Annotated in this window: 24 protein-coding genes and 1 tRNA gene; 20 read left to right on the plus strand and 5 right to left on the minus strand. The window is 36.0% G+C overall.

From position 1 onward, the window contains the following. The first annotated feature begins 51 nt into the window (after window positions 1–51). The 6 genes from V6R96_RS09525 (at window position 52) to V6R96_RS09550 (ending at window position 4,797) form a co-directional block, all read left to right on the plus strand. The gene (locus tag V6R96_RS09525) at window positions 52–885 is read left to right on the plus strand and encodes an OmpA family protein (RefSeq protein ID WP_223560367.1); all 834 of its coding nucleotides are present in this window, start codon (window positions 52–54) and stop codon (window positions 883–885) included. A gap of 395 nt (window positions 886–1,280) precedes the next feature. Continuing rightward, entirely contained in the window at window positions 1,281–1,928 is a 648-nt protein-coding gene (locus tag V6R96_RS09530; protein WP_336379074.1) for an O-methyltransferase, read from the plus strand. 89 nt (window positions 1,929–2,017) lie between these two features. After that, entirely contained in the window at window positions 2,018–2,734 is a 717-nt protein-coding gene (locus V6R96_RS09535) for a C40 family peptidase (RefSeq protein ID WP_111955530.1), read from the plus strand. A gap of 17 nt (window positions 2,735–2,751) precedes the next feature. Beyond that, on the plus strand, window positions 2,752–3,219 hold the full coding sequence (locus tag V6R96_RS09540; protein WP_336379073.1) for a DUF1648 domain-containing protein: 468 nt from the start codon (window positions 2,752–2,754) through the stop codon (window positions 3,217–3,219). Beyond that, window positions 3,216–3,560, plus strand: coding sequence for a cupin domain-containing protein (locus V6R96_RS09545; protein ID WP_336379072.1), 345 nt, complete (start codon window positions 3,216–3,218; stop codon window positions 3,558–3,560). Before V6R96_RS09540 ends, V6R96_RS09545 begins: the two co-directional genes overlap by 4 nt. 4 nt (window positions 3,561–3,564) lie before the next feature. Continuing rightward, window positions 3,565–4,797, plus strand: coding sequence for a glycosyltransferase N-terminal domain-containing protein (locus V6R96_RS09550; RefSeq protein ID WP_336379071.1), 1,233 nt, complete (start codon window positions 3,565–3,567; stop codon window positions 4,795–4,797). On the opposite strand, the gene V6R96_RS09555 is transcribed toward V6R96_RS09550, so the two are convergent. The 3 genes from V6R96_RS09555 to V6R96_RS09565 are packed head-to-tail and all read right to left on the minus strand — an operon-like array spanning window position 4,789 to window position 7,188. Next, on the minus strand, window positions 4,789–5,415 hold the full coding sequence (locus V6R96_RS09555) for a deoxyuridine 5'-triphosphate nucleotidohydrolase (protein WP_336379070.1): 627 nt from the start codon (window positions 5,413–5,415) through the stop codon (window positions 4,789–4,791). The two genes, V6R96_RS09550 and V6R96_RS09555, sit on opposite strands and share 9 nt — an antisense overlap. Further along, on the minus strand, window positions 5,415–6,170 hold the full coding sequence (locus V6R96_RS09560) for a glycosyltransferase (protein WP_223560434.1): 756 nt from the start codon (window positions 6,168–6,170) through the stop codon (window positions 5,415–5,417). The genes V6R96_RS09555 and V6R96_RS09560 overlap by 1 nt, the downstream gene beginning before the upstream one ends. Before the next feature lie 22 nt (window positions 6,171–6,192). Then, window positions 6,193–7,188, minus strand: a complete 996-nt coding sequence (locus V6R96_RS09565) for an acyltransferase (protein WP_146897169.1) — start codon at window positions 7,186–7,188, stop codon at window positions 6,193–6,195. 178 nt (window positions 7,189–7,366) lie between these two features. Between V6R96_RS09565 and V6R96_RS09570 the strand changes: the two genes are divergently transcribed. The 14 genes from V6R96_RS09570 to V6R96_RS09635 all read left to right on the plus strand — a co-directional run bounded on the left by V6R96_RS09570 (window position 7,367) and on the right by V6R96_RS09635 (window position 21,301). Beyond that, entirely contained in the window at window positions 7,367–7,840 is a 474-nt protein-coding gene (locus tag V6R96_RS09570) for a lipocalin family protein (RefSeq protein WP_111955518.1), read from the plus strand. Window positions 7,841–8,036: 196 nt separating this feature from the next. Further along, window positions 8,037–11,036: a class I tRNA ligase family protein gene (locus tag V6R96_RS09575; protein WP_336379069.1), complete on the plus strand. Its 3,000-nt coding sequence runs from the start codon at window positions 8,037–8,039 to the stop codon at window positions 11,034–11,036. A 240-nt stretch (window positions 11,037–11,276) separates the two neighbouring features. Next, the gene (locus V6R96_RS09580) at window positions 11,277–12,140 is read left to right on the plus strand and encodes a MotA/TolQ/ExbB proton channel family protein (protein WP_034723277.1); all 864 of its coding nucleotides are present in this window, start codon (window positions 11,277–11,279) and stop codon (window positions 12,138–12,140) included. A gap of 68 nt (window positions 12,141–12,208) precedes the next feature. Beyond that, the gene (locus V6R96_RS09585) at window positions 12,209–12,811 is read left to right on the plus strand and encodes a biopolymer transporter ExbD (protein ID WP_223560362.1); all 603 of its coding nucleotides are present in this window, start codon (window positions 12,209–12,211) and stop codon (window positions 12,809–12,811) included. 12 nt (window positions 12,812–12,823) lie between these two features. Further along, a complete protein-coding gene (locus V6R96_RS09590; RefSeq protein ID WP_223560361.1) occupies window positions 12,824–13,396 on the plus strand; it encodes a biopolymer transporter ExbD in 573 nt (190 codons plus the stop codon). A gap of 23 nt (window positions 13,397–13,419) precedes the next feature. Next, window positions 13,420–14,259: a TonB family protein gene (locus V6R96_RS09595; RefSeq protein ID WP_336379068.1), complete on the plus strand. Its 840-nt coding sequence runs from the start codon at window positions 13,420–13,422 to the stop codon at window positions 14,257–14,259. A gap of 75 nt (window positions 14,260–14,334) precedes the next feature. Continuing rightward, window positions 14,335–14,532, plus strand: a complete 198-nt coding sequence (locus tag V6R96_RS09600) for a DUF308 domain-containing protein (protein WP_111955508.1) — start codon at window positions 14,335–14,337, stop codon at window positions 14,530–14,532. Then, window positions 14,522–15,394: a substrate-binding domain-containing protein gene (locus tag V6R96_RS09605; RefSeq protein ID WP_336379067.1), complete on the plus strand. Its 873-nt coding sequence runs from the start codon at window positions 14,522–14,524 to the stop codon at window positions 15,392–15,394. Before V6R96_RS09600 ends, V6R96_RS09605 begins: the two co-directional genes overlap by 11 nt. Before the next feature lie 91 nt (window positions 15,395–15,485). Further along, entirely contained in the window at window positions 15,486–17,135 is a 1,650-nt protein-coding gene (locus tag V6R96_RS09610; protein WP_111955504.1) for a tetratricopeptide repeat protein, read from the plus strand. A 167-nt stretch (window positions 17,136–17,302) separates the two neighbouring features. Continuing rightward, a complete protein-coding gene (gene bshB1, locus V6R96_RS09615) occupies window positions 17,303–18,022 on the plus strand; it encodes a bacillithiol biosynthesis deacetylase BshB1 (protein WP_111955502.1) in 720 nt (239 codons plus the stop codon). 35 nt (window positions 18,023–18,057) lie between these two features. Next, window positions 18,058–18,133, plus strand: a tRNA-His gene (locus V6R96_RS09620). 320 nt (window positions 18,134–18,453) lie between these two features. Next, complete coding sequence (locus V6R96_RS09625) at window positions 18,454–18,759, plus strand: hypothetical protein (RefSeq protein ID WP_336379066.1); 306 nt, start codon at window positions 18,454–18,456, stop codon at window positions 18,757–18,759. 4 nt (window positions 18,760–18,763) lie between these two features. Then, on the plus strand, window positions 18,764–18,961 hold the full coding sequence (locus tag V6R96_RS09630; RefSeq protein ID WP_111955498.1) for a hypothetical protein: 198 nt from the start codon (window positions 18,764–18,766) through the stop codon (window positions 18,959–18,961). A 42-nt stretch (window positions 18,962–19,003) separates the two neighbouring features. Further along, a complete protein-coding gene (locus tag V6R96_RS09635; RefSeq protein WP_336379065.1) occupies window positions 19,004–21,301 on the plus strand; it encodes a hypothetical protein in 2,298 nt (765 codons plus the stop codon). Between the two features lie 142 nt (window positions 21,302–21,443). Here the strand turns inward: V6R96_RS09635 and V6R96_RS09640 are convergent, their stop codons facing one another. Beyond that, window positions 21,444–21,779, minus strand: coding sequence for a DUF3276 family protein (locus V6R96_RS09640; protein ID WP_034701927.1), 336 nt, complete (start codon window positions 21,777–21,779; stop codon window positions 21,444–21,446). Between the two features lie 99 nt (window positions 21,780–21,878). Beyond that, the gene (locus V6R96_RS09645) at window positions 21,879–23,540 is read right to left on the minus strand and encodes an ABC transporter ATP-binding protein (RefSeq protein ID WP_111955494.1); all 1,662 of its coding nucleotides are present in this window, start codon (window positions 23,538–23,540) and stop codon (window positions 21,879–21,881) included. Between the last annotated feature and the right edge of the window lie 74 nt (window positions 23,541–23,614).

The raw sequence follows: 23,614 nt of genomic DNA on the forward strand, positions 1-23,614 counted from the left end.
TAAAATTCAATTCAATTTTCCTAACTTTGATTCGTCTAAAAATGATTACATATGAAGATTATTAAAATTTTAGGAGTAACTGTAATGGCGTTGGGATTGACCTCTTGTGTCAGTAAAAAACAGTATGATGCATTAAGCTCCAATTATAAGCAGTGTATTGAAAATATTGGTGAAAGACAAAGAGAGATCCAGGATTTAAAGTCTCAGAATTCTGCATTGTCAGGTGAGAATAATCTTTTAAAAAGCCAGCACGATGCTTTGAAATCATCTCTGGATGCATGTCTTTCAAATACAGGAAAAAGTTCAGCTAATATTGACAAACTGGTTGGTGAGATCAATGCTTCCAATTCATATATCAAACAGCTGATTTCAAACAATGCTAAAAATGACAGTCTGAATATGGCACTGTCCAACAAGCTTAAAAGATCTCTTGACAATGTAGCGGATGATGATGTACAGGTGAAAGTGTTGAAAGGAGTGGTAATGATCTCGCTTTCTGATAAAATGCTATACAAAACAGGAGATTATAACGTACTGCCTGCTGCTCAGGAAGTATTAGGAAAAGTAGCTAAGGTAATTAATGATTATGATAAATATTCTGTATTGATTGAAGGTAATACAGATAATGCACCATTAAGCTCACCTAATCTGCCAAGAGATAACTGGGACCTTTCTGCATTGAGAGGTACAGCAATTGCGAAGGTTCTTCAGACGCAGTTCGGAGTAGATCCAGCAAGAATTACTGCGGGAGGACGTTCCGAATACAATCCTAAAGCAACCAATATGAGTGTTTCAGGAAGAGCGGAAAACAGAAGAACGGAAATTATCATTATGCCTAAGCTGGATGAATTCATGAAATTAATGGATATTGCTCCTAAGAAGTAATTGAACATACATACCCATAAAAAAATCCCGAAGTCATTCGGGATTTTTTTTAATCAAATTAATTCTTCTTTTTTCAATAATGAAATAATTCGTTGAAAAAATGAGTTGGATATTTCTGTCTTAGTTTTTTTGGACGAAGAACCCGCACTGCCATTTGGCCTTGCGGTCTTCTGATTCTCTGTGTTAATTAGTTTTCCTCCTGCATTCATTGTTTTGTCTTAGTGTTTTTACCCCTTGTTCTGTGCAAATGTATTACTATCTTTCAGGCAAACATATCCGTATTTTCACGGTATTTTCAATGGGCTTTTTACGGAGAAACGGATGAAAAATGCCGACCAATAATAATTTTTTCTTTATATTTAAGTACTTTTGAATAACATAAAAAGAATTGCAGTATGAGCTTTTTTGAAGAAAAAAATCCTGAAATGGACAGGTATCTGGAAACGCATGCTTCCTCGGAACCTGAAATTCTGAAAAAACTGAGAAGAGAGACCTATCAGAAAACTACACAGCCGCATATGATATCAGGATATCAGCAGGGAAGACTTTTAACTATTATTTCTCAAATGATACAGCCTAAGAATGTGCTGGAAATAGGAACCTTTACAGGATATGCCACACTATGCCTGACAGCAGGACTGACCAAAGATGGGAAAATTACCACACTGGATGTGAACGAAGATCTTGCTTACCTTCCAAAAAAATATTTTGAAGAAAGTGAATATGCCGGACAGATCGATTTTAAGCTTCAGGATGCCAAAGAATTTTTAAGAGATACTGATGAGGTTTTTGACCTTGTTTTCATAGATGCTGATAAAGAAAATTATGCAGAATACTTCAGACTGATCAAGCCCAGAACAAAAACAGGTTCGGTAGTGATGTTTGATAACGTTTTATGGTACGGAAAAGTGCTGGAGGAAAATCCGAAACAGAGATCTACGCAGGTTATCAAGGAACTCAATGATTTGATTGCAAAAGACGATGATTTTGAAAATCTTATTTTACCTTTGCGTGACGGAGTGAATTTTCTGAGAAGAAAATAGGCAAAAGATTTAAAAATTAAAAAAATAAAAGATTTTACGGAATCTAATTCTTTAATTTTTAAATCATTGAATCTTTTAATTTAGAATGAATGAATAAAGGAATTTGTAATGTTACTGTAGCACCGGTTCGTGCAGAGAATTCTGACAAAGCGGAAATTGTTACGGAAATACTGTTTGGGGAAAGCGCTGATATTCTGGAAGTGAATAAAAACTGGACCAGAATAAAAATGCATTATGATGGCTATGAAGGATGGATGGATACCAAACAGCTGAAACCTGTAACAGAGGAAGAGCTGGCAAAAAGAAAGGTTACCGTGGTGACTGAAGATTTTTCCTCAGTGTTAATGAATGACGGAAAAACCCTTCTGTCAATGGGTTCCGAAGTAGAATTTCCTGCGGTGGCTTCAAGAAGAAGTCATGATCTCCGTGAGAGTATAGCTTTAGCTGCCAGAGAATTCCTTAACGTTCCTTACCTGTGGGGCGGAAAGAGTTTTTTTGCAGTAGACTGTTCCGGTTTTACACAGCTGGTATATAAGATCCATGATATTAAATTACCTAGAGATACTTATCAGCAGGCAGAAGTAGGTGTCCCTTTAACTTTCGTTGAAGAAAGCCAGCCAGGTGATTTAGCATTTTTTGAAAACCCTGAAGGCAAAATTATTCACGTGGGAATTATGCTGGAGAATCAGAAGATTATTCATGCTTCGGGAAAAGTGAGAATAGATATCCTGGATTCTACCGGCATCTTTAACAAAGAAATGAATAAGCACACCCATAAGCTGAGAGTGATCAAAAACGTACTCTAACCCTAAATACGGTCTGAATGGAGAATATTATTTTCACAGCTTTTGATATTTTTAATTTCGGATTGGTGGTTTTTTTCTGGTGGTTTACCCTGAAACATTACAAAACCCTTCCTAAACGAATTCCGGTACATTTCGATTTTGACGGAAAGGCTGATAATTTTGGAAACAAAGCCTTTTCTTTTTTAACACCGATTCTGGGAACGGCTTTCTATTTCATGTTTGTATACACCTTAAGGCATCCTGAAACCGCTAATTTTCCTGTAGAAATCACAGACCAGAATAAGGATGCCCAATTCCTGATCATGGAAGTTTTTATAAGATGGCTATTTGTATTAATAATGTTTATTTTTATGAATAGTCAGGATTATATGTTCCGTTATTCCTTTGATGAAAGCGTGAAGCCTAGAGTTCCATTATCTACAGCTATTTTATCGGTAATAGGAAGCCTGATCGTGGTTTTTATTTTTGTAGCGATATTCAAATGATATATTCTAAAGATAATTCAGTACACTATACCTGGGGAAACGGCTGTGACAGCTGGATCCTGAATGATTCCCACAAGCTTTCCGTAAAGCAGGAAAAAATGCCTGCCGGAACTGCTGAAAAACTGCATTTCCATGAAATGGCAGAACAGGTTTTTTATATTTTAAAAGGGGAAGCCATATTGTATATCAATAATGAAAAGTTTTCTGTAAAGGCGGGAGAAAGTATTTCCATTCAACCTAAATCAGAGCATTTTATTTCCAACGAATCTCAGGATGAAGTGGAGTTTCTTGTTATCTCCAGCCCATCTACCCATAACGACCGAATTGAAATTGAAAAATAATTAAATGTCTTTCTTATACAACATATTTGTCAGCCTGCTCATTTTCGGAATGAAAGTTTTCTCTTTGTTTAATGATAAAACTAAAAAAGGAGTTGAAGGAAGAAAGCAGTCTTTACACAAAGTAAAAGCTGCATTTTCGCCCTCAGACAAGGTGATCTGGATGCATGCGGCCAGTCTCGGCGAATATGAGCAGGGGCTTCCTGTTTTGGAAAAGTTGAAAGAAAAATTTCCGGAGCATAAGATTCTTATCACTTTTTTTTCCCCTTCAGGCTACGAAAATGTTGTAAAAAAGAAACATATCGCAGATGTGATCTGCTATTTGCCTTTCGATAAAAAAAGTAAGGTAAAAGAATTTATTTCCCAGTTTGAGCCCGAATTATTTTTCACCGTTAAATATGACTACTGGTATCATCTCCTGGCAGAGCTTAAAGAGCATGGAGCTAAGATTTATGTAATTTCTGCCTTGTTTTATGAAAGCCAGGCTTTCTTCACATCTTATGGAAAATGGTTTGTAAAGCAGCTCAAAAAAGAGGTAGACTGGTTTTTTCATCAGACCACCTTTTCTTATGCATTAGCTAAGAGTATTGGATTGGTCAATTCTTCAGTCGCAGGAGATACAAGGTTTGACAGGGTAAAACAACTCCGGGCAAGAGATAATCATGTTGAATTTATTGCAGATTTTATAGGAGAGCATCAATCTGTTATATTCGGAAGCTCGTGGCAGGCTGAAGAAAAGATTGCTGCCACAGTTTTCAGAATGAATGCTGATTTGAAACTGATTATTGCTCCCCATGATCTGAAAAGAGTGGAGCATTTAAAGAATATTTTCCCCGAAGCCCTATTATACAGCAAAATACGAAATCCGGAGCTTTCCGTTTCCGGACATCAGATTTTAATCATCGACAGCATCGGTTTGTTGTCAAAGCTATATTCTTATGCAGATGTGGCGGTAGTAGGCGGAGGCTTTCATGATGCAGGTCTGCATAATATTCTGGAAGCAGCTACGTTTGGAACTCCTGTGATTTTTGGGGATCATTATAAAAAGAATCCTGAGGCAGACGATCTGATTGCAGCCGGCGGAGGAAAATCTTTTTCAGAAGAATATGCCGCAGCAGATTTTGTATTGTTTCTTCTTAATAATGAAGAAGAGTTAGAGGAAATGTCCGGAAATGCAAGAAAATTTATAAAAGAAAAGCCTGATGCCACAAATCTTATCCTGCAGAAGATATTATCGTAAAAATCCCTGGCTTTTGGTGTCTTTCATGATCTGCTCTATGTTTTCCGGAATATTATCAGATTCAAGCCAGTTAATATCCAGACCATTATTGATGCAAAGTTTCTGCAAATAATGATTTTCAGAGATTTTATTTCGTGTTTCTCTCAGGAGCTCATCAATTTCCATCCAGTAATCTTCGTCCAGCTTTTTTGTTAATACTAATGCCTTAAACACTTTATTAATGATATAAATGTAGAGCTTGTACACATTATCAAATCGCTGTCTGCTGAAATCACTGTTGGAATCCAGAATTCTGTTCACCAGCAAAAGATTCAGAGAAACTTCCCCGAATTTATCCGTTGTAATTTTGATGTGCTCTGTTATTTCTGCACTCAGCTTTCGGATAATAGTAAGAAAATATTTGGCGTTTCCAAAATATTTTGAGGCCAGAAGAACCTGTTCTGCAACATTCTCTTCCATCGCATTTCTCTTATCATCCGTAGTTTCCTGATCGATCAGTTCAAAATACAGTTTTTTAGATAGAAGCTTATCTTTTTTCAGCAATCTGAAAATAAGCCGGTCTTTTTCTATGCTGGAAAAAGCACTTAAGGCAGCTTTAAACTCTTTTGAATATTCCATTAATTGAAAATTTTAGAATATTTCAGAAATCCGTTTATGGCCCAATTGGCCGTATAATAAAAGGATTTTACAGTAGAAAACCCCATAAAGTCTTTGTAGACCAGATACTGATCCTTGATGATGTTTTTTTTCTTTCGGGAAACACTGTTCTCACGCATCCTGTATTTTGCCAGTGTCTTATTGATAGGCATTCCTTCAGGAATTACCTTTAATAGGTTTAGCCACATCACGTGATCTTCACGCTTGCTTTTTATAGGAAATAAGAATTTCCCAACCCTTTTGGTATCGTACATGGTAGAAACCGGGGCCAGTCTGCAGGTTTTCAGAAGATTGGAGAAGGTTACCACCTTATCTGCCAGGAAATCTTTTAAAACAGGCTGTAACTGCTCATTACATCTTGAATAATTGCAGTAGACCAGTTCCGCATTATTTTCCTGCATATAATCTGTCATCGTTTCCAGATATTCAGGATACCAGAAATCATCAGAATCCAGAAAAGCAATATATCGCCCAGTGGCTCTTTCCAGACTATTATTTCTGGCATTTCCGGCACCGCCGTTTTTCTCCAGGACCTGTAATTTTATCCTGGGATCATTGTATTTTCTTATGATTTCTACGGTATTATCTTTGGAAAGGTCATCGGTGATCAGCCATTCCCAATTGTCATAGGTCTGGTTTAGAACAGATTGTATCGTTTCTTCGATGAATTCGGCAGAATTGTAACAGGGAGTGATGATGGAGACCAGGTCTTTCATTTGCATTTTTACTGGGGTAAAATTATAAAAATTTTTTCTCATAAAGATGCCACGATGCAATTCCTACTCCGATAACGACCAGCATACACAAAAAGCTCATGAAAAAAGGATTGTAGTTGGCAAACAGTCCAAGCGTAGCAAATACCCTGATAATAGGAAAGTGGAAGATATAAATACCGTAAGTGAAATCTCCGTATTTTCCAAAATTGTTCAGAAATTTGAATGAATAGGCAATATACAGAACAATAATACTGATCATGATAGGAGAAAATAATTTGATATGTAAGATCAGATCTATCCAAACCGTAATAATAGCAATGATGAAGAGCGTGTTTTTATATTTGATAAACTGATCAAAATAAAAATAGCCCAGCATCCCGCCTATAAAATAACATAGCGAGCCGGGCAACTGTTTGGATATGGAGATTTTTCCGGCCATTTCAAAATAATTAAGGAAAACTAGAGAAAGAAAATACAGAATGATCAGGCTGATATTCCTGTACTTATTATTTTTTCCGAATAATAAAAAGATTAGGGGAACAACAAAATAAAAGCACATTTCAATCTTAAGCGTCCATAGAGCACCGTTGACTGCTTCATTCCCGAAGACCCCGGGAAGAGAAGGAGCCATGAAATTCATGAAAATAGAATTCCAGAAGAAATATTTATAAACCTGAACGTTTCCGAAATAATCGGAAAGAGGCAACGTACTTACCAGACTCAGCAGGACAGTACAGAGTAAAACAACCAAGAGATAAGCGGGAACAATTCTGGAGATTCTTTTCTTTACGTAGCTTTTCAGGCTGGAAGATCTTTCATAACTCCTTGCAATAAGGAATCCACTAACAATAAAAAACGAAAAAACGGCAACTTCTACAGGACTGTGTGTTAAAAAAGTAAGCTGGCTGGAGTCACTTAAAGCTCCCAAATGTCCTACAAAGACAATGAAAGCAAGGAGAACACGGATGAAGTCAAAATTATTTTTCGTTATACTCTGCATTTTTGTTTCTTTCTGCAAAAATAGTTTTTTTAATAGATAGGGGAAAAACTGAGATTCAATATTTTGTTAAATAAAGGCTGTTTTAAAGGATAATACTTTAAAATTTTCAGAAATATAGATTATCAAAATAATTTTTCACAAAAAATGAGGTTATAAATCAAAAAAATTATAATTTTAGCCCTTGAAAATTTTATATATGAAGAAATTAGCATTACTATTTGCAGGTTTATCATTATTTGTAGCTACAGGATGTAATGATGATGGCGATAATGAGATGGAATATCCTCTTGTAGGTGTCTGGCAGCCGCTTAAAGAAGTGGTTACTACCGTAGAAGTAGGTGAGGAGCCTGTTTCCGATCTTATTACGTATACCGACTGCCAGAAAGAGGGCAGATGGAGATTCAATACTGAGGCATCGGGAAAAAGAACTGAATGGGGAGAAATTGGTACAACTCCACAATGTGCTATTACGTCAGACAGAAACTTTACTTATACCTATGATAAAAGTGCAAAAACGGTAATAGTTAAGTATCAGGGTACCGTAGAACCATCCAATGGTAAAATAATTACGCTCAATGATGCTACCTTAAATATAGCATTCAGAGAAGAGACCCAGGATCCGACTGTATATAAAACGAGAACATTTACAATGAAGAGAATTCCTCAATAAATAAAATATACATTTTATACCTAAATACAGATCTCATCTCCGGATGAGATTTTTTGTTGAAGGGCATTTGTGAATTAATCAAAATTAAAATTTCCATTTCTTTTAAAATCATTATTTTTGTGAATCTTGATTTAGAATTAATGATAAGAATTAAATCTAATATCTAAAGTCTAACATCTAACATCTATTATAAAAAGTGTTTTACGATCATCAGCAGATAGAAAAAAAGTGGCAGAAGTACTGGGAGGAAAATCAGACCTACAAAACCTCTAATAACACAGACAAACCTAAATTTTATGTTCTCGATATGTTTCCGTATCCATCCGGAGCAGGACTTCATGTGGGGCACCCGCTGGGGTATATTGCATCAGATATTTATGCGAGATATAAAAGACACCAGGGGTTTAATGTTCTTCACCCGGTAGGATACGACAGCTTCGGTCTTCCTGCTGAGCAATATGCCATCCAGACAGGGCAGCATCCTGCGATCACAACTGAGGAAAATATTAACAGATATGAAGAGCAGCTGAAAAAGATCGGTTTTTCATTCGACTGGAGCAGAGAGGTGAGAACTTCTGATGCATCCTATTATAAATGGACGCAGTGGATCTTTATCGAGCTGTATCATTCATGGTATAATAAAAATACTGATAAGGCAGAACCTATCCAGACTTTGATTCAGCATTTTGAAGAAAAAGGAACTGAAGGATTAAATGCCAATCAAAATGATGAATTAAATTTCACAGCAGAAGAATGGAAAGATTCCTCAGACCTTGATAAAGAAGATATTTTACTCAACTATCGCCTGGCTTACAGGGCGGAAACTACCGTAAACTGGTGTCCGGCCTTGGGAACTGTATTAGCGAATGATGAGGTAAAAGACGGAAAATCTGAAAGAGGGGGATTTCCTGTATTCCAAAAGAAAATGATGCAGTGGAGCATGAGAATTTCTGCCTACTCTGAAAGATTATTACAGGGATTGAACACATTAGACTGGCCGCAACCTCTTAAAGATGCCCAGGAATACTGGATTGGGAAATCCCAGGGAGCACAGGTTAAGTTTCAGATAGAAGGTCATGACGAGATCGTTGAGGTATTTACAACAAGACCTGACACTATTTTCGGGACAACATTTATGGTGCTGGCTCCTGAAAACCCTTTAGTGGAAGCTATTACTACAGAAGCTCAGAAAGTGGAAGTAGATTCTTATATTGAAGAAACTTCCAAGAAAACGGAAAGAGATAGAATGGCTGACGTGAAAAACGTGAGCGGTGCTTTTACGGGAAGTTATGCTGTCAATCCTTTCAGTGGAGAAAAAATGCCAATCTATATTTCAGATTATGTATTGATGGGTTATGGAACAGGAGCTGTAATGGCCGTTCCTGCACATGATGAGCGTGATCACAGATTTGCGAAGAAATTTAACCTTACTATTAAAAAGGTAGTGGATACCGATGAAGATGTTCAGGAAAAATCTTTCGATGCTAAAGATTCGGTCTGTGTGAATTCTGATTTCTTAAACGGATTGAATTATAATGATGCCAAATCAAAAATAATTTCTGAAATAGAAAACAAAGGAATTGGTCACGGAACCACGAACTACAGACAGCGTGATGCTATTTTCTCAAGACAGCGTTACTGGGGCGAGCCGGTTCCTATATATTATAGGGAAGGAATGCCTTACACACTTCCGGTTTCTGCTTTGCCGCTGGAACTTCCGGAGGTTGAAAAATATTTACCGACTGAAGACGGAGATCCGCCACTAGGAAATGCAAAAGTATTTGCATGGGATGAAGCCAATCAGAAAGTGGTTTCTACAGACCTTATTGATGATAAAACCATATTTCCGTTAGAATTATCTACCATGCCGGGTTGGGCGGGAAGCTCATGGTATTTCCTTAGATATATGGATCCGAATGATCAGGAGGTTTTTGTTAAAAAAGAATTGGCGGATTATTGGGGACAGGTAGATTTATACATCGGAGGAAGCGAGCATGCAACCGGACACTTATTATATTCCCGATTCTGGAATATGTTCCTAAAAGACAGAGGCTATATTAATCAGGATGAACCTTTCCAAAAACTGATTAACCAGGGGATGATTCTTGGGATGAGTGCATTTGTAAATTGGCAAAAAGTAGAATTTGAATTTGATATTAATTATAAGGATATTAATGGAGAAATTATTTCAACTGAAAATATTAGTATAGATAAAATATTTGTAATAGAAACAGATTTAATTCACGATGAAGTTTCTTTTGATAAAGAATTGAGAAAGTTTAATTCTGAAGTCATGGATAAATTAATTTCTTCTAGAGAGACAAATTCCTTCGATTTAGTTTGTACTAAACAAATAAATGGAAATATAATGACTACACATGTCGATATTTCTTTATTAAAAGGGACAACAAATGAGCTAGATATTGAAAAATTCAAGAATTGGAGAGAAATGTTTGATGATGCCTCTTTTGTAACTGAGGAAGAAGGAAAGTATATATGTGTTCGTGAAGTGGAAAAAATGTCCAAATCTAAATACAACGTTGTAAATCCTGATGATATCTGTGAAGAATATGGAGCAGACGGATTAAGGCTGTACGAAATGTTCTTAGGTCCTTTGGAGCAATCTAAACCATGGAATACACAAGGGTTAAGCGGAGTGTATGGTTTCCTTAAGAAATTCTGGAACCTGTATTTCAACGGTGACACATTTGAAATTTCCGATGAAGAGCCTACAAAAGCAGAATACAAAGTTTTACATATCTTAATAAAGAAGGTGGTATATGATATTGAGAACTTCTCATTCAATACCTCTGTATCTTCATTTATGATTGCTGTCAACGAGCTGCAAAAAATAAAATGCAACAAACGCAATATTTTAGAACCGTTAGCCGTTATCATCTCTCCATATGCGCCACACATCTGTGAAGAGCTTTGGAGCCTGCTGGGACATAAAGAATCCGTGGAATTCGAGAAATTCCCTGTATTGAACGAGGAATACCTGGTTGAAGACGAAATAGAATATCCGGTAAGTGTAAACGGTAAAATGAAGTTCAAAATTTCACTTTCTGCTCAGTTATCGGCCAAGGAAGTGGAAGATTTGGTGATTTCGGATGAAAGAATGCAACCGTTTTTAGAAGGTAAAACACCTAAAAAAATCATCGTCGTGCATCACCGTATTGTGAATATCGTAATTTAAAAAAAAGTTAACATTGGCAAATTAAAAAAAATGAAGGTCTTATTTTTTTAAATTTCTAACTCAAATGTTAAAATTGAGAAAAATAAATAAAATAATTTAAAATAATTATTATATCGAAATCGTATTAAATTTTCTTTATCAGAAAAATGCAAAATGTTTATTTAAGACTCTTGCATTTTAATTAATTTTGCCTTTAATTTACACCCTGTAAAATTTTAAAACAATATAATTTAGTTAAATATGGAAATGAATGTTTCAAAAAATGATGAGCAAGTAGTTGCTAGAAAAGCAGGAGGTTTAAACCCGGCTGTTATTATTCCTATTTTATTCGTTATAGGAGTTTGTATTTATTTATTTGTTCTTGGGAACCCAGGAAACTTTAAAGACGCAGAAAAGCTAGGTGGCGGATCTGTAGCTTTCTCAAGTGTTGAAGGAAAAGACATTCACCCAGAATCGTTTTTAGGTATTATCTACAAAGGAGGGGTTATCGTACCAATCTTGATTACTTTCATGATCACAGTAATCGTTTTCTCTTTTGAAAGATATTTCGTACTAGGTAAAGCTGCTGGAAAAGGAAACTTAGACAACTTCGTAGTACAAGTAAGAAGCTTATTGAATCAAAACAAAATTGATGAAGCTTTAGAAGAGTGTGACAGACAGCAAGGATCTGTAGGTAACGTAGTGAAAGAAGGTCTTACTACTTACAAAGCACTTTCTCACGATACTACTTTAAATAAAGAGCAGAAAATGGTAGCTCTTAACAAAGCTATCGAAGAAGCTACAACTCTTGAAATGCCAATGCTTGAAAAGAACATGATGATTCTTTCTACTTTAGGTACTGTAGCTACGCTAATCGCACTTTTAGGAACTGTAATCGGGATGATCAAAGCATTCTTCGCATTAGGTTCAGGTGGTGGTACTCCAGATGCTGCTGCACTTTCTACAGGTATCTCTGAAGCCTTGATCAACACGGCATTAGGTATTGGTACTTCAGCTATCGCGATTATCCTTTATAACTTCTTTACATCTAAAATTGACGGATTAACTTATAAGATCGACGAGATCGCTATGAGCATCCAGCAGTCTTTCGCTGAATTCAACTAAGAATTGAATTTGTAGCAAGGAATTTGCATTCCAATTAAAAGAAGTTTAATTTAAATAATTCAAAAACAATGGCGAGAGTCAAACCAAAAAGACATGGAGTAGTGACGGATATGACGGCAATGTGTGACGTTGCCTTCCTACTACTTACGTTCTTTATATTGACCACTCAGTTTAAAAAACCTGACGTGGAGCAGATTAAACCGCCATCTTCAATATCAGAGAAGTTACTTCCTGATGCAAGTTTGATGACCATCAACGCGACTCCGGACGGGAAATTCTATTTCCAACCGGTGGAGAATGCATCAGAGAGATTACAGCTTTTAGAAAAAATGGGTCAAAAGTATAATATGACTTTTACCAACCAGGAAAAAGCTGCCTTTCAAAAAGTACAAGCAATTGGGGTTCCTATGAACCAATTGAAAGGCTATCTCGATTTGTCAGATGAGGAGCAGAAAAGCTTTAAGAGTCCTACCGGGATTCCTATGGATAGTACAAATAAGCAGTTAGTAGAATGGGTAAAACAAAGTTTGAGCGTAAATCCTGATTACAAATTAGCAATCAAGGGTGACGTTACGACTGAATATCCTAAAGTTAAAAGCCTATTTGAAGGTTTAAGAGATATTGATTTTCTTAAATTCTGGTTGATTACATCACAAGAAGGTAAACAATAATATCATTTAGAAATGGCAGAAGTACAAGTACAGGAAAAAGGCGGCAAAGGCGGCAAGGTACGTTCCAAGAAGCAGAATACCAGAGTCGATATGACTCCTATGGTGGACTTGGGGTTTCTATTGATAACCTTCTTTATGTTCACAACCACATTTAGTAAACCAAATGTAATGGATTTGGGACTTCCGGCAAAACCTAAAGAGGATCAGCCGAAACCACCTCCAACAGAAATTAAACTTTCTAACTCAATTTCTTTATTATTGGGTAAAGACAATAAGATTTTCTGGCATCAGCAGGATCCTACATCTTTAACTGATCAGAATCTTAACGAAACTACTTACGATAGAGAAGGGATTAGAAAAATAATTGAGAAAGCAAAAGCAGGGGCAGCAGATAAAACAAAATTTACTGTTATTATCAAGCCGACTGACGATGCTGTATATAAGAACTTTGTAGATATTCTTGACGAAATGGCCATTACCAAAAGTGAGCAGTACGGGGTAACCGATGTGAAGCCTTGGGAAAAAGCTATTTATGATAAGAGAGTTGGGAATAATGGAGCTGCGGCTGCACCAGCTACAAAGTAATTTAACCATAAAATTGTATATCTATGGCAGATGAAAATGTATACAATCAGAATCTTACTTTAGATGAGATTGTATTTGAAAATAGAAACAAGGAATATGGTGCCTATGATCTGAGACATCAGTATCCAAGACTTCTGACAAAATCTTTTATTGTCGGAACGGCATTATTCCTGGTTGCGGCTTTGTCTCCTTTTATTTATCTTACCATTAAGAGACTTACTGCGCCGCCTAAGCAAGAAGTGAAGGCGGATTTAGTAAACATTATTGAAGAAGACCCGATCATTGAGCAACCAAAAGAAGAAGAACCACCTCCACCACCTCCTCCAAAAGAAGAGGAAAAAATTGAGGTGATTCAGAACGTAGTTCCTGAGCCTGTAAAAGCTCCGAAGATTGAAACACCACCGCCACCAATTTCTAAGCAGTTAGAAACGACGACTGGTTTAAATAATCAGGAAGGGGTAAAAGCTCCGGCTTATACACCACCGCCACCACCGCCATCTACTGGTACTAAAGCCACTACAGCGGAAGTAAAAACAAATAATCCTAATGAGATCTACAAAGATGTAGACCAGTCTGCAGAATATCCTGGAGGTATGGGTGCATTAAGAAAATTCCTTGGGGAAAATTTTGATACTTCTTTAATGGAAGGAGGTGAAGGTACACTTAAAGCTAAGCTTAAGTTCGTTGTAGAAAAAGACGGAACAGTTTCAGCAGTTACTATTGAAGAGAAATCTCCAAATAGCGACTTCAACAATGAAGCAATTCGTGTAGTTAAGAAACTTAAAAAATGGACTCCTGCGAAAAGAAACGGGGAGAGCGTAAGATCTTACTATAGCGTACCATTTACTATGAACTTTGAATAATACTTATTTATTCAACTTATAAATAAAAAGAGAAGCATATGCTTCTCTTTTTATTTTTTTTGGTATTTTTGTTACATGATGTTCAATTGGTTATCCTTAGTTACAGGATTATTTTATATCGTATTGGGAATTGTAGTTATTATCTACAAGTTTTTCTTCACGATTTTGGAGCCTGCCATTGCCTACGCGATGGGTGCAGTGCTTATTCTTTATGGAATATTTAGAATCTATAGAGCAGTTACAAGAATTAAAGATTCCGGAAATGAAGAATAGTTTAAAAATTGTGTTGCTTTCTATGATGAGCATCATTGCGGTAGGCTGTAAAAAAGAAGATAAATCCCCCTCTTATCATAAAGGAGATCTTACCATACTTACGGATGAGTCTTTCAAAAGTGTTACCGAAGCGTTGGCAGACGGATATATGATCAATTATCCGGAAACCCATATCAAAATAGTAACCCAAAAAGAAGATTTGGCTTTTCTTGATCTGTTGAAAGATAAAGCAAGAATAACTGTCATGTCAAGAGATCTGACTCCCGAAGAGAAAAAAGCTTATGAAGAGCAGGTTGATTTGAAGTTTCTTCCTGCCAGATTCGCTGCAGATGCAGTGGTATTTATTGTTCCTAAAGATTCGCCGAAACAAAGTATTTCAATGGATGAAATCAAGAGTGGATTAGAATCTGATGCTAAAAATTTTATTTTTGACGGAACCAATTCAAGTAATCTGAACTTCGTTGCCCAAAAACTGAATAAACAGCCCAAAGACCTTAAATTTTCTATTATTCCGGGAAATCAGAATATTGTAGAAGAATTAGGGAAATATCCGGATAAAATTGGAGTTATAGGGTTAAACACTTTCAGCCGTCCTTATGATAAGACTTCTGAGAAGCTGAGAGATATGGTGAAAATTCTTCCCATAGAGGATAAAGGAAAACTGTATACTGCTGATAATGCAGGTCTTCGTGAAATGAAATATCCTTTTACACGTGTTCTTTATTTTTTAACAAACGAAGGTAACTTTAATATAGCTAACGGATTTATCAGATATTCTTGCACACAGCTTGGCCAAATGATTGTAGAAAAAGAAGGTCTGCAGCCCTATAATATATACAAAAGAGAGGTACAGATGCGTTAAATAATATTAAATAATATTATACCCACCGTAAAAATATTATTTTGGTCTGAAAATTGTGGAGCATATAACTCAAAATATAGAAAATATAAAAATGAAAGATATAATGATTATGAATGTAAAGAAAATTGCTTTTGGAGCGGCCGTAGTATTTTTTTCCGGTTTTGCCACTGCACAGACATTGCAGGATGGTATTAACAGTATAGACAGTGATAAATATGCGCAGGCTAAAACCAATTTTACAGAAATGGTTGCCAAAGCACCTACAGCAGAAAATTACTTCTATTTAGGAAATACTTACTTAAAACAGGGAGAACCTGATTATGCTAAAGCAATTGAAAGCTTTAACAAAGGTTTAGCTGCTGATAGCAAAAGCTACCTTAACAAAATCGGTTTGGCTACAGTAAAGCTGGGTAAAGGAGATAAAAGCGCAATTGCGGAAATTCAGAAAATTGTAGCGGATTCCAGAGAGAAAGATGCTGAAGTATTATTCAGAGCAGCAGAAGCTTTAACTTTGTTTGAGAAAAATAACGCTCCTGATGCTGCTATTCAGTTCCTGACAAAGGCTATTGAAAAAGCTGAGAAAAAAGGAGTTCCTGCTCACTATTATTATACCCTTGGAGATGCTTACAGAATAAAAAGAGCTCCGGGAGAAGCTATGTCGGCTTATGACAAAGCACTTCCTTTAGCTAAAAATAAAGCTTCTGTTTATACAAGAATGGCTACGTTATGGATGGCTGCACAGCAATGGCAGCAAGCTAAGCAAAGCATTGATAAAGCGATCGGTGTAGATCCGACTTATGCTCCGGCATACAAAGCTTTAGCTTCTTACGATATCAGATACCAGGAAAATGCAAAAGCAACACAAGACCTTATCAACTATACAAAATATGCTGATGAAGATCCATATACCCAATTAGAAATTGCTAAACTATACTTCACAAACGAAGATTATGCAAACTCTAAAACTGTTTTAGATAAAATCTTTGATAAAATTGATGATCCTATCAAATTTAAATTAAGAGCTTATCAGTCTTATGCAGACGGAAATTATGCTGAAGCAAAACAGAACATGGATACTTTCGTATCTCAGGCTGAAAAAACAAGAATACAGCCGGCTGACCAGGGCCTTCAGGGACTTATCGCAGCTGGATTGGCAAAAACTGAAAAAGATGCGGCTAAAAAATCAGCTTTAACTACAGAAGCACAGCAAAAAATTGCTATTGCTAAAGCAGCTAAGGATGAAACAATGAAGTGGGATATGGAGCTTGCAAACATTGCCGGAGGAGGAGCTTCTCAGGCTGAAGCAGAAAAAGGACCTTCTACACCGGAAATTGAAGCATTGAAAAAGAAAGTGGCTGCTAACCCACAGGATTCAGATTCCCTGTTTAAGTTGGCAACAGCTTACCAGGATGCTAAAAACTGGAACGGTGCAATCCTTACATGGCAAAAAATGAGTACCCTTCTTCCTGATTGGGCTCCGGCTTATTACAGCCAGGGGTATTCCTATCAGCAGGCAGGAAATAACGATGCTGCGAAAATTGCATATGAAAAATTTATCAGCACAGTAAAACCTGCAGATCAGGAAGCCAACAAGCAGACTTTAGCCTATGCTTACTTTGCAGTAGCCTATATGAATAAAGATACTGATCTTGCAAAAGCTAAAGATTATATAGCTAAATCTTTACAGCTTGATCCTACTTACCAGGATGCTGTAAAATTAAATGCAGAAATCAATAAGTAATTTAAAATTTAAATTATAAATATTAAAACTTCCCATTCTCAATGTTTGGGAAGTTTTTATTTTAAATCTTATCTTTGAAACTATGAAACGCCCGGGGTTAAAAATTCGAAAATGTGAGGGAAATTATTGGGCGTTCCATCTGACAAATTAAAAAATAAAAAGAACAGATGAAAACAGATATACTTGCTTTTGGAGCACATCCTGATGATGTAGAGCTGGGATGTGGCGGAACTATTGCCAAAATGATTTCGGAAGGTAAAACATGCGTTATTGTAGATCTTACAAGAGGCGAGCTCGGAACCAGAGGAACCGATGAAACCCGAAAAGTAGAAGCAGGAGATTCTGCCAGAATACTTGGTGTTTCTGCCAGAGAAAATTTAAAGATGAAAGATGGCTTTTTAGTGAATTCCGAAGAATATCAGATAGAGATCGTAAAAATGATCCGCAAATACCGTCCTGAAATCGTCTTGGCTAATGCCATTGATGACAGACATCCGGATCATGCAAAAGGAGCGAAATTAGTGTCAGATGCGTGCTTTTTATCCGGACTTAGAAAAATTGAAACCGTTTTAGAAGGAGAAAATCAGGAAGTGTGGAGACCGAAACATATTTTTCATTATATCCAGTGGAAAGACATTAAACCGGAGTTCGTTATTGACATATCAGAGCATTTGGATAAAAAAATTGAAGCCTGTATGGCTTTCAAAACCCAGTTCTATGATCCAACATCTAATGAACCGGTTACCCCTATTGCAACAAAAGATTTTTTTGAAAGTCTGACCTACCGTGCTCAGGATTTGGGACGCTTATCGGGAGTTGCTTATGCTGAGGGATTTACGTCTGAGAAGCTCATTGCGATGAAAAATTTTGATGGAATTGTTTGGTAGTTAAAAAATCTTCCCTATATTTGCACTCACAAAACGGTGATTGTAGCTCAGTTGGTTAGAGCGTCGGATTGTGGTTCCGAAGGTCGGGGGTTCGAGACCCCTCATTCACCCAAAGAAAGTACACTTTTTACAAGTGTACTTTTTTATTTTATGTCTGTTTCAATAATAACAGATACTTCTTTTTTCATATCCTTTCTAAAAGTTTTTTTCATCCAGCGCTTATAATTTGTAAGTCAATACACAAAAATGGTTCTATTTAAGTTTTTGAAAATAAATTCAGGGTTTGGTGATTGAAACTTTTATATTTGTTTTGCCAAAATTATGAGAATTAATTCTCTTAAAATGATCTCAAATCAAAACTATTAACATGAAAAAGTTCTTTACAATCCTTACCCCGCTATTTATTAAAGCGGTTGCTGCTGGTAATCTTGATGATGACCCCAAAAGATGAAATTGTATTGTTGATTGATGCTGGAGATTATATGCAAAATGGTGTGTATGCTTATGATATTGATGATAATGGGATAATGATACTGATTGATAAGTCTATAGGCTTTGGTTCAGCTTCAGATTGGAAAGGATTGGCTGTTGGAAATCTGGATGATGATGGAGCTGATGAAATTATCGCTCATAGAAACTTTGATGGAGATTATAAAGTTTTTAAACTGAAGGAATCAAATGGCGTTAAATTTTTAGATAACATTGGTATTGAAAGTTTTCCTGTATTGCAAAGATAATGTAATGTGTTTTGGAAACTTTGATTCAAGCTCGCAAAATGATGAACTGGTTACTCTTAGAAAAGATGGAGGTATTGTAATGTTTTCTGCGGCAAAAGTTGTCAAAACTCCTCATAATGCTATTAAACAATCAGATCCATGTAAGAATGAGCTGCCGGAAGTATTGTTTAGCTTCCTGGACCCGGCTTGTTTTAATAACTAAAGTTGTTCGAAAATACACTTGAAATAATCACAAAAATAAAATATGAAAAAATTCTTCACAGTTCTTGCTTTCTTATTTGTAATAAAGTCTTATGCTCAATCCTATTACAAAAACCTGTTTGATAGTAAGGGATATGCTGTAGTACCACTTAATTCAACCAGCTCAAACCAAGTAGAATTTTCGTGGATAGTATCTGCCCATATGGAAGCATTGGTAATGATGTATGAAAAAACACATGACGTGAAATATGCTAATGTTTTAATAGGGACTATCGGAAATGTGATTGACAGAAGAGATGATCTTAGAGATCAGGTTCCTGGTCTGGATACAATTTATGATTACCGTCATATTTCTGGTGCTGCATGGTCAACTGATGAGTATAACACAATACCAAATGATGGAAAAACTTATGCTCATGTGGTACACAGTGCTAACATAACTTATCCTATGGCTAAGTTTGCCACAATAGTTAAGAATGACTCTACTCTTCATCATTTAAAATATATTGGGGGAGGGCGTTATAATGATATGAGTTTTAAAGCTATTTCTGACGATCTTAAACAAAAGGTAAAAGAAACTATTGATTATCATGGGGGTCAATGGTATACTGAACCAAATTCTAATACAAATAATAGTATAGGTTATTATAAAGAGCGAAATGATAATCCGCCAATAAATAACGCTGGTGAAATTTTACCGTTTAATATGCAAAGTGCAATGGGAAGAGTATTGGTACAGATGTATTTGGCAACAGATAATCCGGATTATCTTACACAACTTAACCAGATAGCCAATTTTATAAAAGCAAATACCTCTTTTAATACAAATTTGGGGTCCAATAGCTGGACATATTGGAAAACAAGTACTTTGCGGGAAGATATTTCTCACGGTGGTTTAACCATATCTTTTCCTCATGAATGCCGCAAATATAATATTTCCAGAGGTGGAACGCTTATTTATACGGATTCCGATATACAAGCCTATGCTAATACCTTAACGAAAGATATCTATAAGGCTCCTTTGTATATAAATAATGGAGTGAGTTATCCTAATTCACCCTGGGATCTTAAGTATCCACATCCTGTTGGCGAAGACGTAAGTACCTATACATGTTTCCAATGGGCGAGCTTATCTGAATATGATGAAAAAATATATCAGTTACTTGCTGAAATGCAAACGGCAGAAAATTATTATACACCTTTGACACCTGAAAATTTTCCTTTAGTAGTTGCTTATTTGGCTTATTATGAAAACTTAATTGTACCTGTCAATACGGAACATGGATGGGGATCTGGTTCCGATTGGAGAGGAATTGCGAGCGGTAATTTTGATAGAGATAGTGCTAATGAATTTGTTGTCATCAGAAATTATGATGGGATGATAGGAACTATGGAACCTTATGGTAAAAAATTTCATTCCGTTACAAATGACAAATATTATAGTGGACAGTACAATTGGAGAGGTATAGCAGCCGGAGATTTTTTTGGAGATAGCAAAAGTGAGATAATAGCTTTAAGTAATCATTCCGATCCCGGCAATAATGGAGCTTATATTTTAAAAATTGAAAACAATAATATTGTTGAACAGACAAAATCTATAGGATGGGATGTACAATCTGATTGGGTAGGAGCCGCAGCTGGAAACTTTATTACCGGAGATAAGGATGATTTTATTGCTGTCAAGAATTTAAATAAAGAAGTAATTGTTTTTAAATTTAATGGGACCACTCCTGAGCTAGTTCATACTAATGCTCTTAATCTACCCGCGGATTCTAAAATTGCAGCAGTAGCATCAGGTAATCTGGATAATAATGATAAAGATGAGATCGTATTACTTGTAAATTCTCCAAACATAGCATATAACGGAATACATGTTTATGATATAGATGATAATGGTGTAATGACAAAAATAACCCAATCTACAGGGTGGGGCTCGGCTTCAGAATGGAGAGGACTGGCTGTAGGGGATATCGATGCAAACGGAGTAGATGAGATTTTTGTTCATAAGAATTATGATGGAGAGTATGTATTATATAAATTGAATGGAAATGCCCTGGCTAGTGTGGATGTTGAAAGGTTTCCTATATTACAAACCAAAGATAATATAATGTGTTTTGGAAATTTTGATCCTGCTTCAAAAAATGAAGAACTGGTTACCCTTAGAAAAGATGGAGGGATTGTAATGTTTTCTGCGGCAAAAGTTATTAATAGTACTTCTAATTTTAATCCAAGTAAAATAGCAGATCCTTGCCAGAATGACATCCCAAGTGAACTATTCAGTTTAATGAAATCTCAGTCTTTCATTAAGCAGGAATTGAAAGAAATAGTATTGGTAAAGTAAGAAAATCCGTAATGACGAAATAAAATGTAAAATATTCATCATACTTTAATAGGAACGGGCTTTAGCCCGTTTTTTATGCAAATATGGTTTCATAAAAAAAGCATCTTTTTCAGATGCTTGTGTTTTTAGAATATTCTTTTTTTTAAACTTCGTCGTCAGAATCAATTGTGAATGATTTGCTTTTAAAGTCTTTGTCATGCTTTTCTGATATTACATCCTCACCCTTTTCATTAATGATGAAATCTGTGGACTCATTAAACATCTCCTGGAAACTTTTAAAATCCTCTTTGTAAAGATAAATTTTGTGTTTCTCGAATGTAGCTTCACCATTCTCTCCGAAATTCTTTTTACTTTCGGTAATCGTAAGATAATAATCTCCTGCTTTCGTCTCGCGCACATCAAAGAAATAAGTTCTTCTTCCTGCTTTTAACACCTTCGTGAAAATTTCATTTTCATGGCGTTCCTTGTATTCACTCATTGTTAGATATTTTTTAATCTTGTTAAGAACAAATATAAAAGAATTCTTTTAATCACAAAATTTTTTTTATGATTTATTTAACAATTGAGAACGAAACCGCTAAGCAGTTACAGAATTGGTAATTTCGGTGAGGTTGATGATTTTATCTGCTCTCTGAGCGCTAGACTCTCTGTGTGTGATAATTATGGATGTAGCATTGCTGATTTTCTGATCAATATTTTCAAGGATATTCTGCTCGGTTTCCGTATCCAGAGCAGACAGAGAATCATCAAAAATAATGATATTTGGGTCCTTAATTAAGGCTCTGGCGATACATATTCTTTGCTTCTGTCCTCCTGAAAGCATCACACCGCGTTCACCTACAAGTGTTTTATACTGTTCTTTAAATCCAACAATATTTTTATCAACGTCTGCAATTTTGGCATATTCCACCACTTTTTCGTGGGATGGATGGTCAATGGCGAAACCGATATTGTTTTCGATTGAATCAGAGAATAAATAGCTTTCCTGGGGAATATATCCGATAAAGTTTCTGTAATTGGTAAGATTATGCTCCTTCAGGTTTTTACCGTCAATTAAGATTTCACCTTCTGTAGGATCAATAAGTCGGCAAAGCAGAAGGGCAATGGTAGATTTTCCGCTTCCTGTTTTACCCATAATAGCAAGAGATTCTCCGGCTTTAATCTTAAAGCTTAAGTTATCTAATGCTTTAATTCCTGTATTCGGATACACATAAGAAACATTTCTGAATTCAATATCCCCTTTAATAGGATAGTCCTCAAAGTTGGTATTGATGACTTCAGATTTTTTATCCAGAAATTCATTAATTCTCTGCATCGAAGCTTCAGCTCTCTGATTGACGGAAGTAACCCAACCTACCATTGAGAATGGCCAGATCAGGATATTGATGTACATAAAAAAATCAGCAATTTTACCGACACTTAACTGCCCTGCAATATATTTCTGTCCACCAATTAAAATAACGGCAACATTCAACAGTCCGATTACAAATAAAATTATGGTAAAGAAATAGGCTTCTGTTTTTGCTAGGTCGAGTGCTTTATTCTGATAGTCCGTTACTTTTATTCCGTAGTTCTTTTTAATGTAGTTTTCTTTAGCAAAAAACTTTACAACGCGGATTCCTGAAAAGCTATCCTGTACGAAAGTGGAAATCGCAGACTGGCTTTTCTGCATAATCTTCGACTTCTGATTGATAATCGAGCTTACCTTAAATATAATATAGGATAAAATAGGAAGCGGCAATAACGTCCATAAGGTCATGGAAGCATCCGTTTTAACCATATAAATGCTGGTGATTAAAAGAAGAATCACGAGATTCACCACATACATTACTCCCGGACCAAGATACATTCTTACCGCAACAACGTCTTCACTTAACCTGTTCATAAGATCCCCGATGGTAGTCTGTTTGTAATCTGTAAGAGAAAGATCCTGATAATGTCTGTAAATCTTATTTTTCAGTTCATATTCAATTCTTCTTGAGGCCACAATGATCGTCTGACGCATCATGAAGGTGAAAAATCCAGTCAAAAGCGAGCAGCCGACAATAATGGCAACATACACCAGAACCTGCTTATTGAAGCCTAGATTTCCGCCTTTTGTAAGCTCATCTACAGATTTTCCTACAAATTGGACTTTATAGATATTGAAGAAATTACTGGCAATGATAAATAACAACCCCCAAAACAATAATATTTTGTGCTTCCAAAAGTAAGGGTTTAAGGTTTTTAGCGCTTTCATAAAGTTTTACAAATTTACAAAAATGTAGACACACTACGAATTTCATCAATTTTAATTTTTGTATCTTTGCACCC

The organism is Chryseobacterium sp. CCNWLW53, from assembly GCF_037083525.1.
GTDB classification, from domain to species: domain Bacteria; phylum Bacteroidota; class Bacteroidia; order Flavobacteriales; family Weeksellaceae; genus Chryseobacterium; species Chryseobacterium lathyri.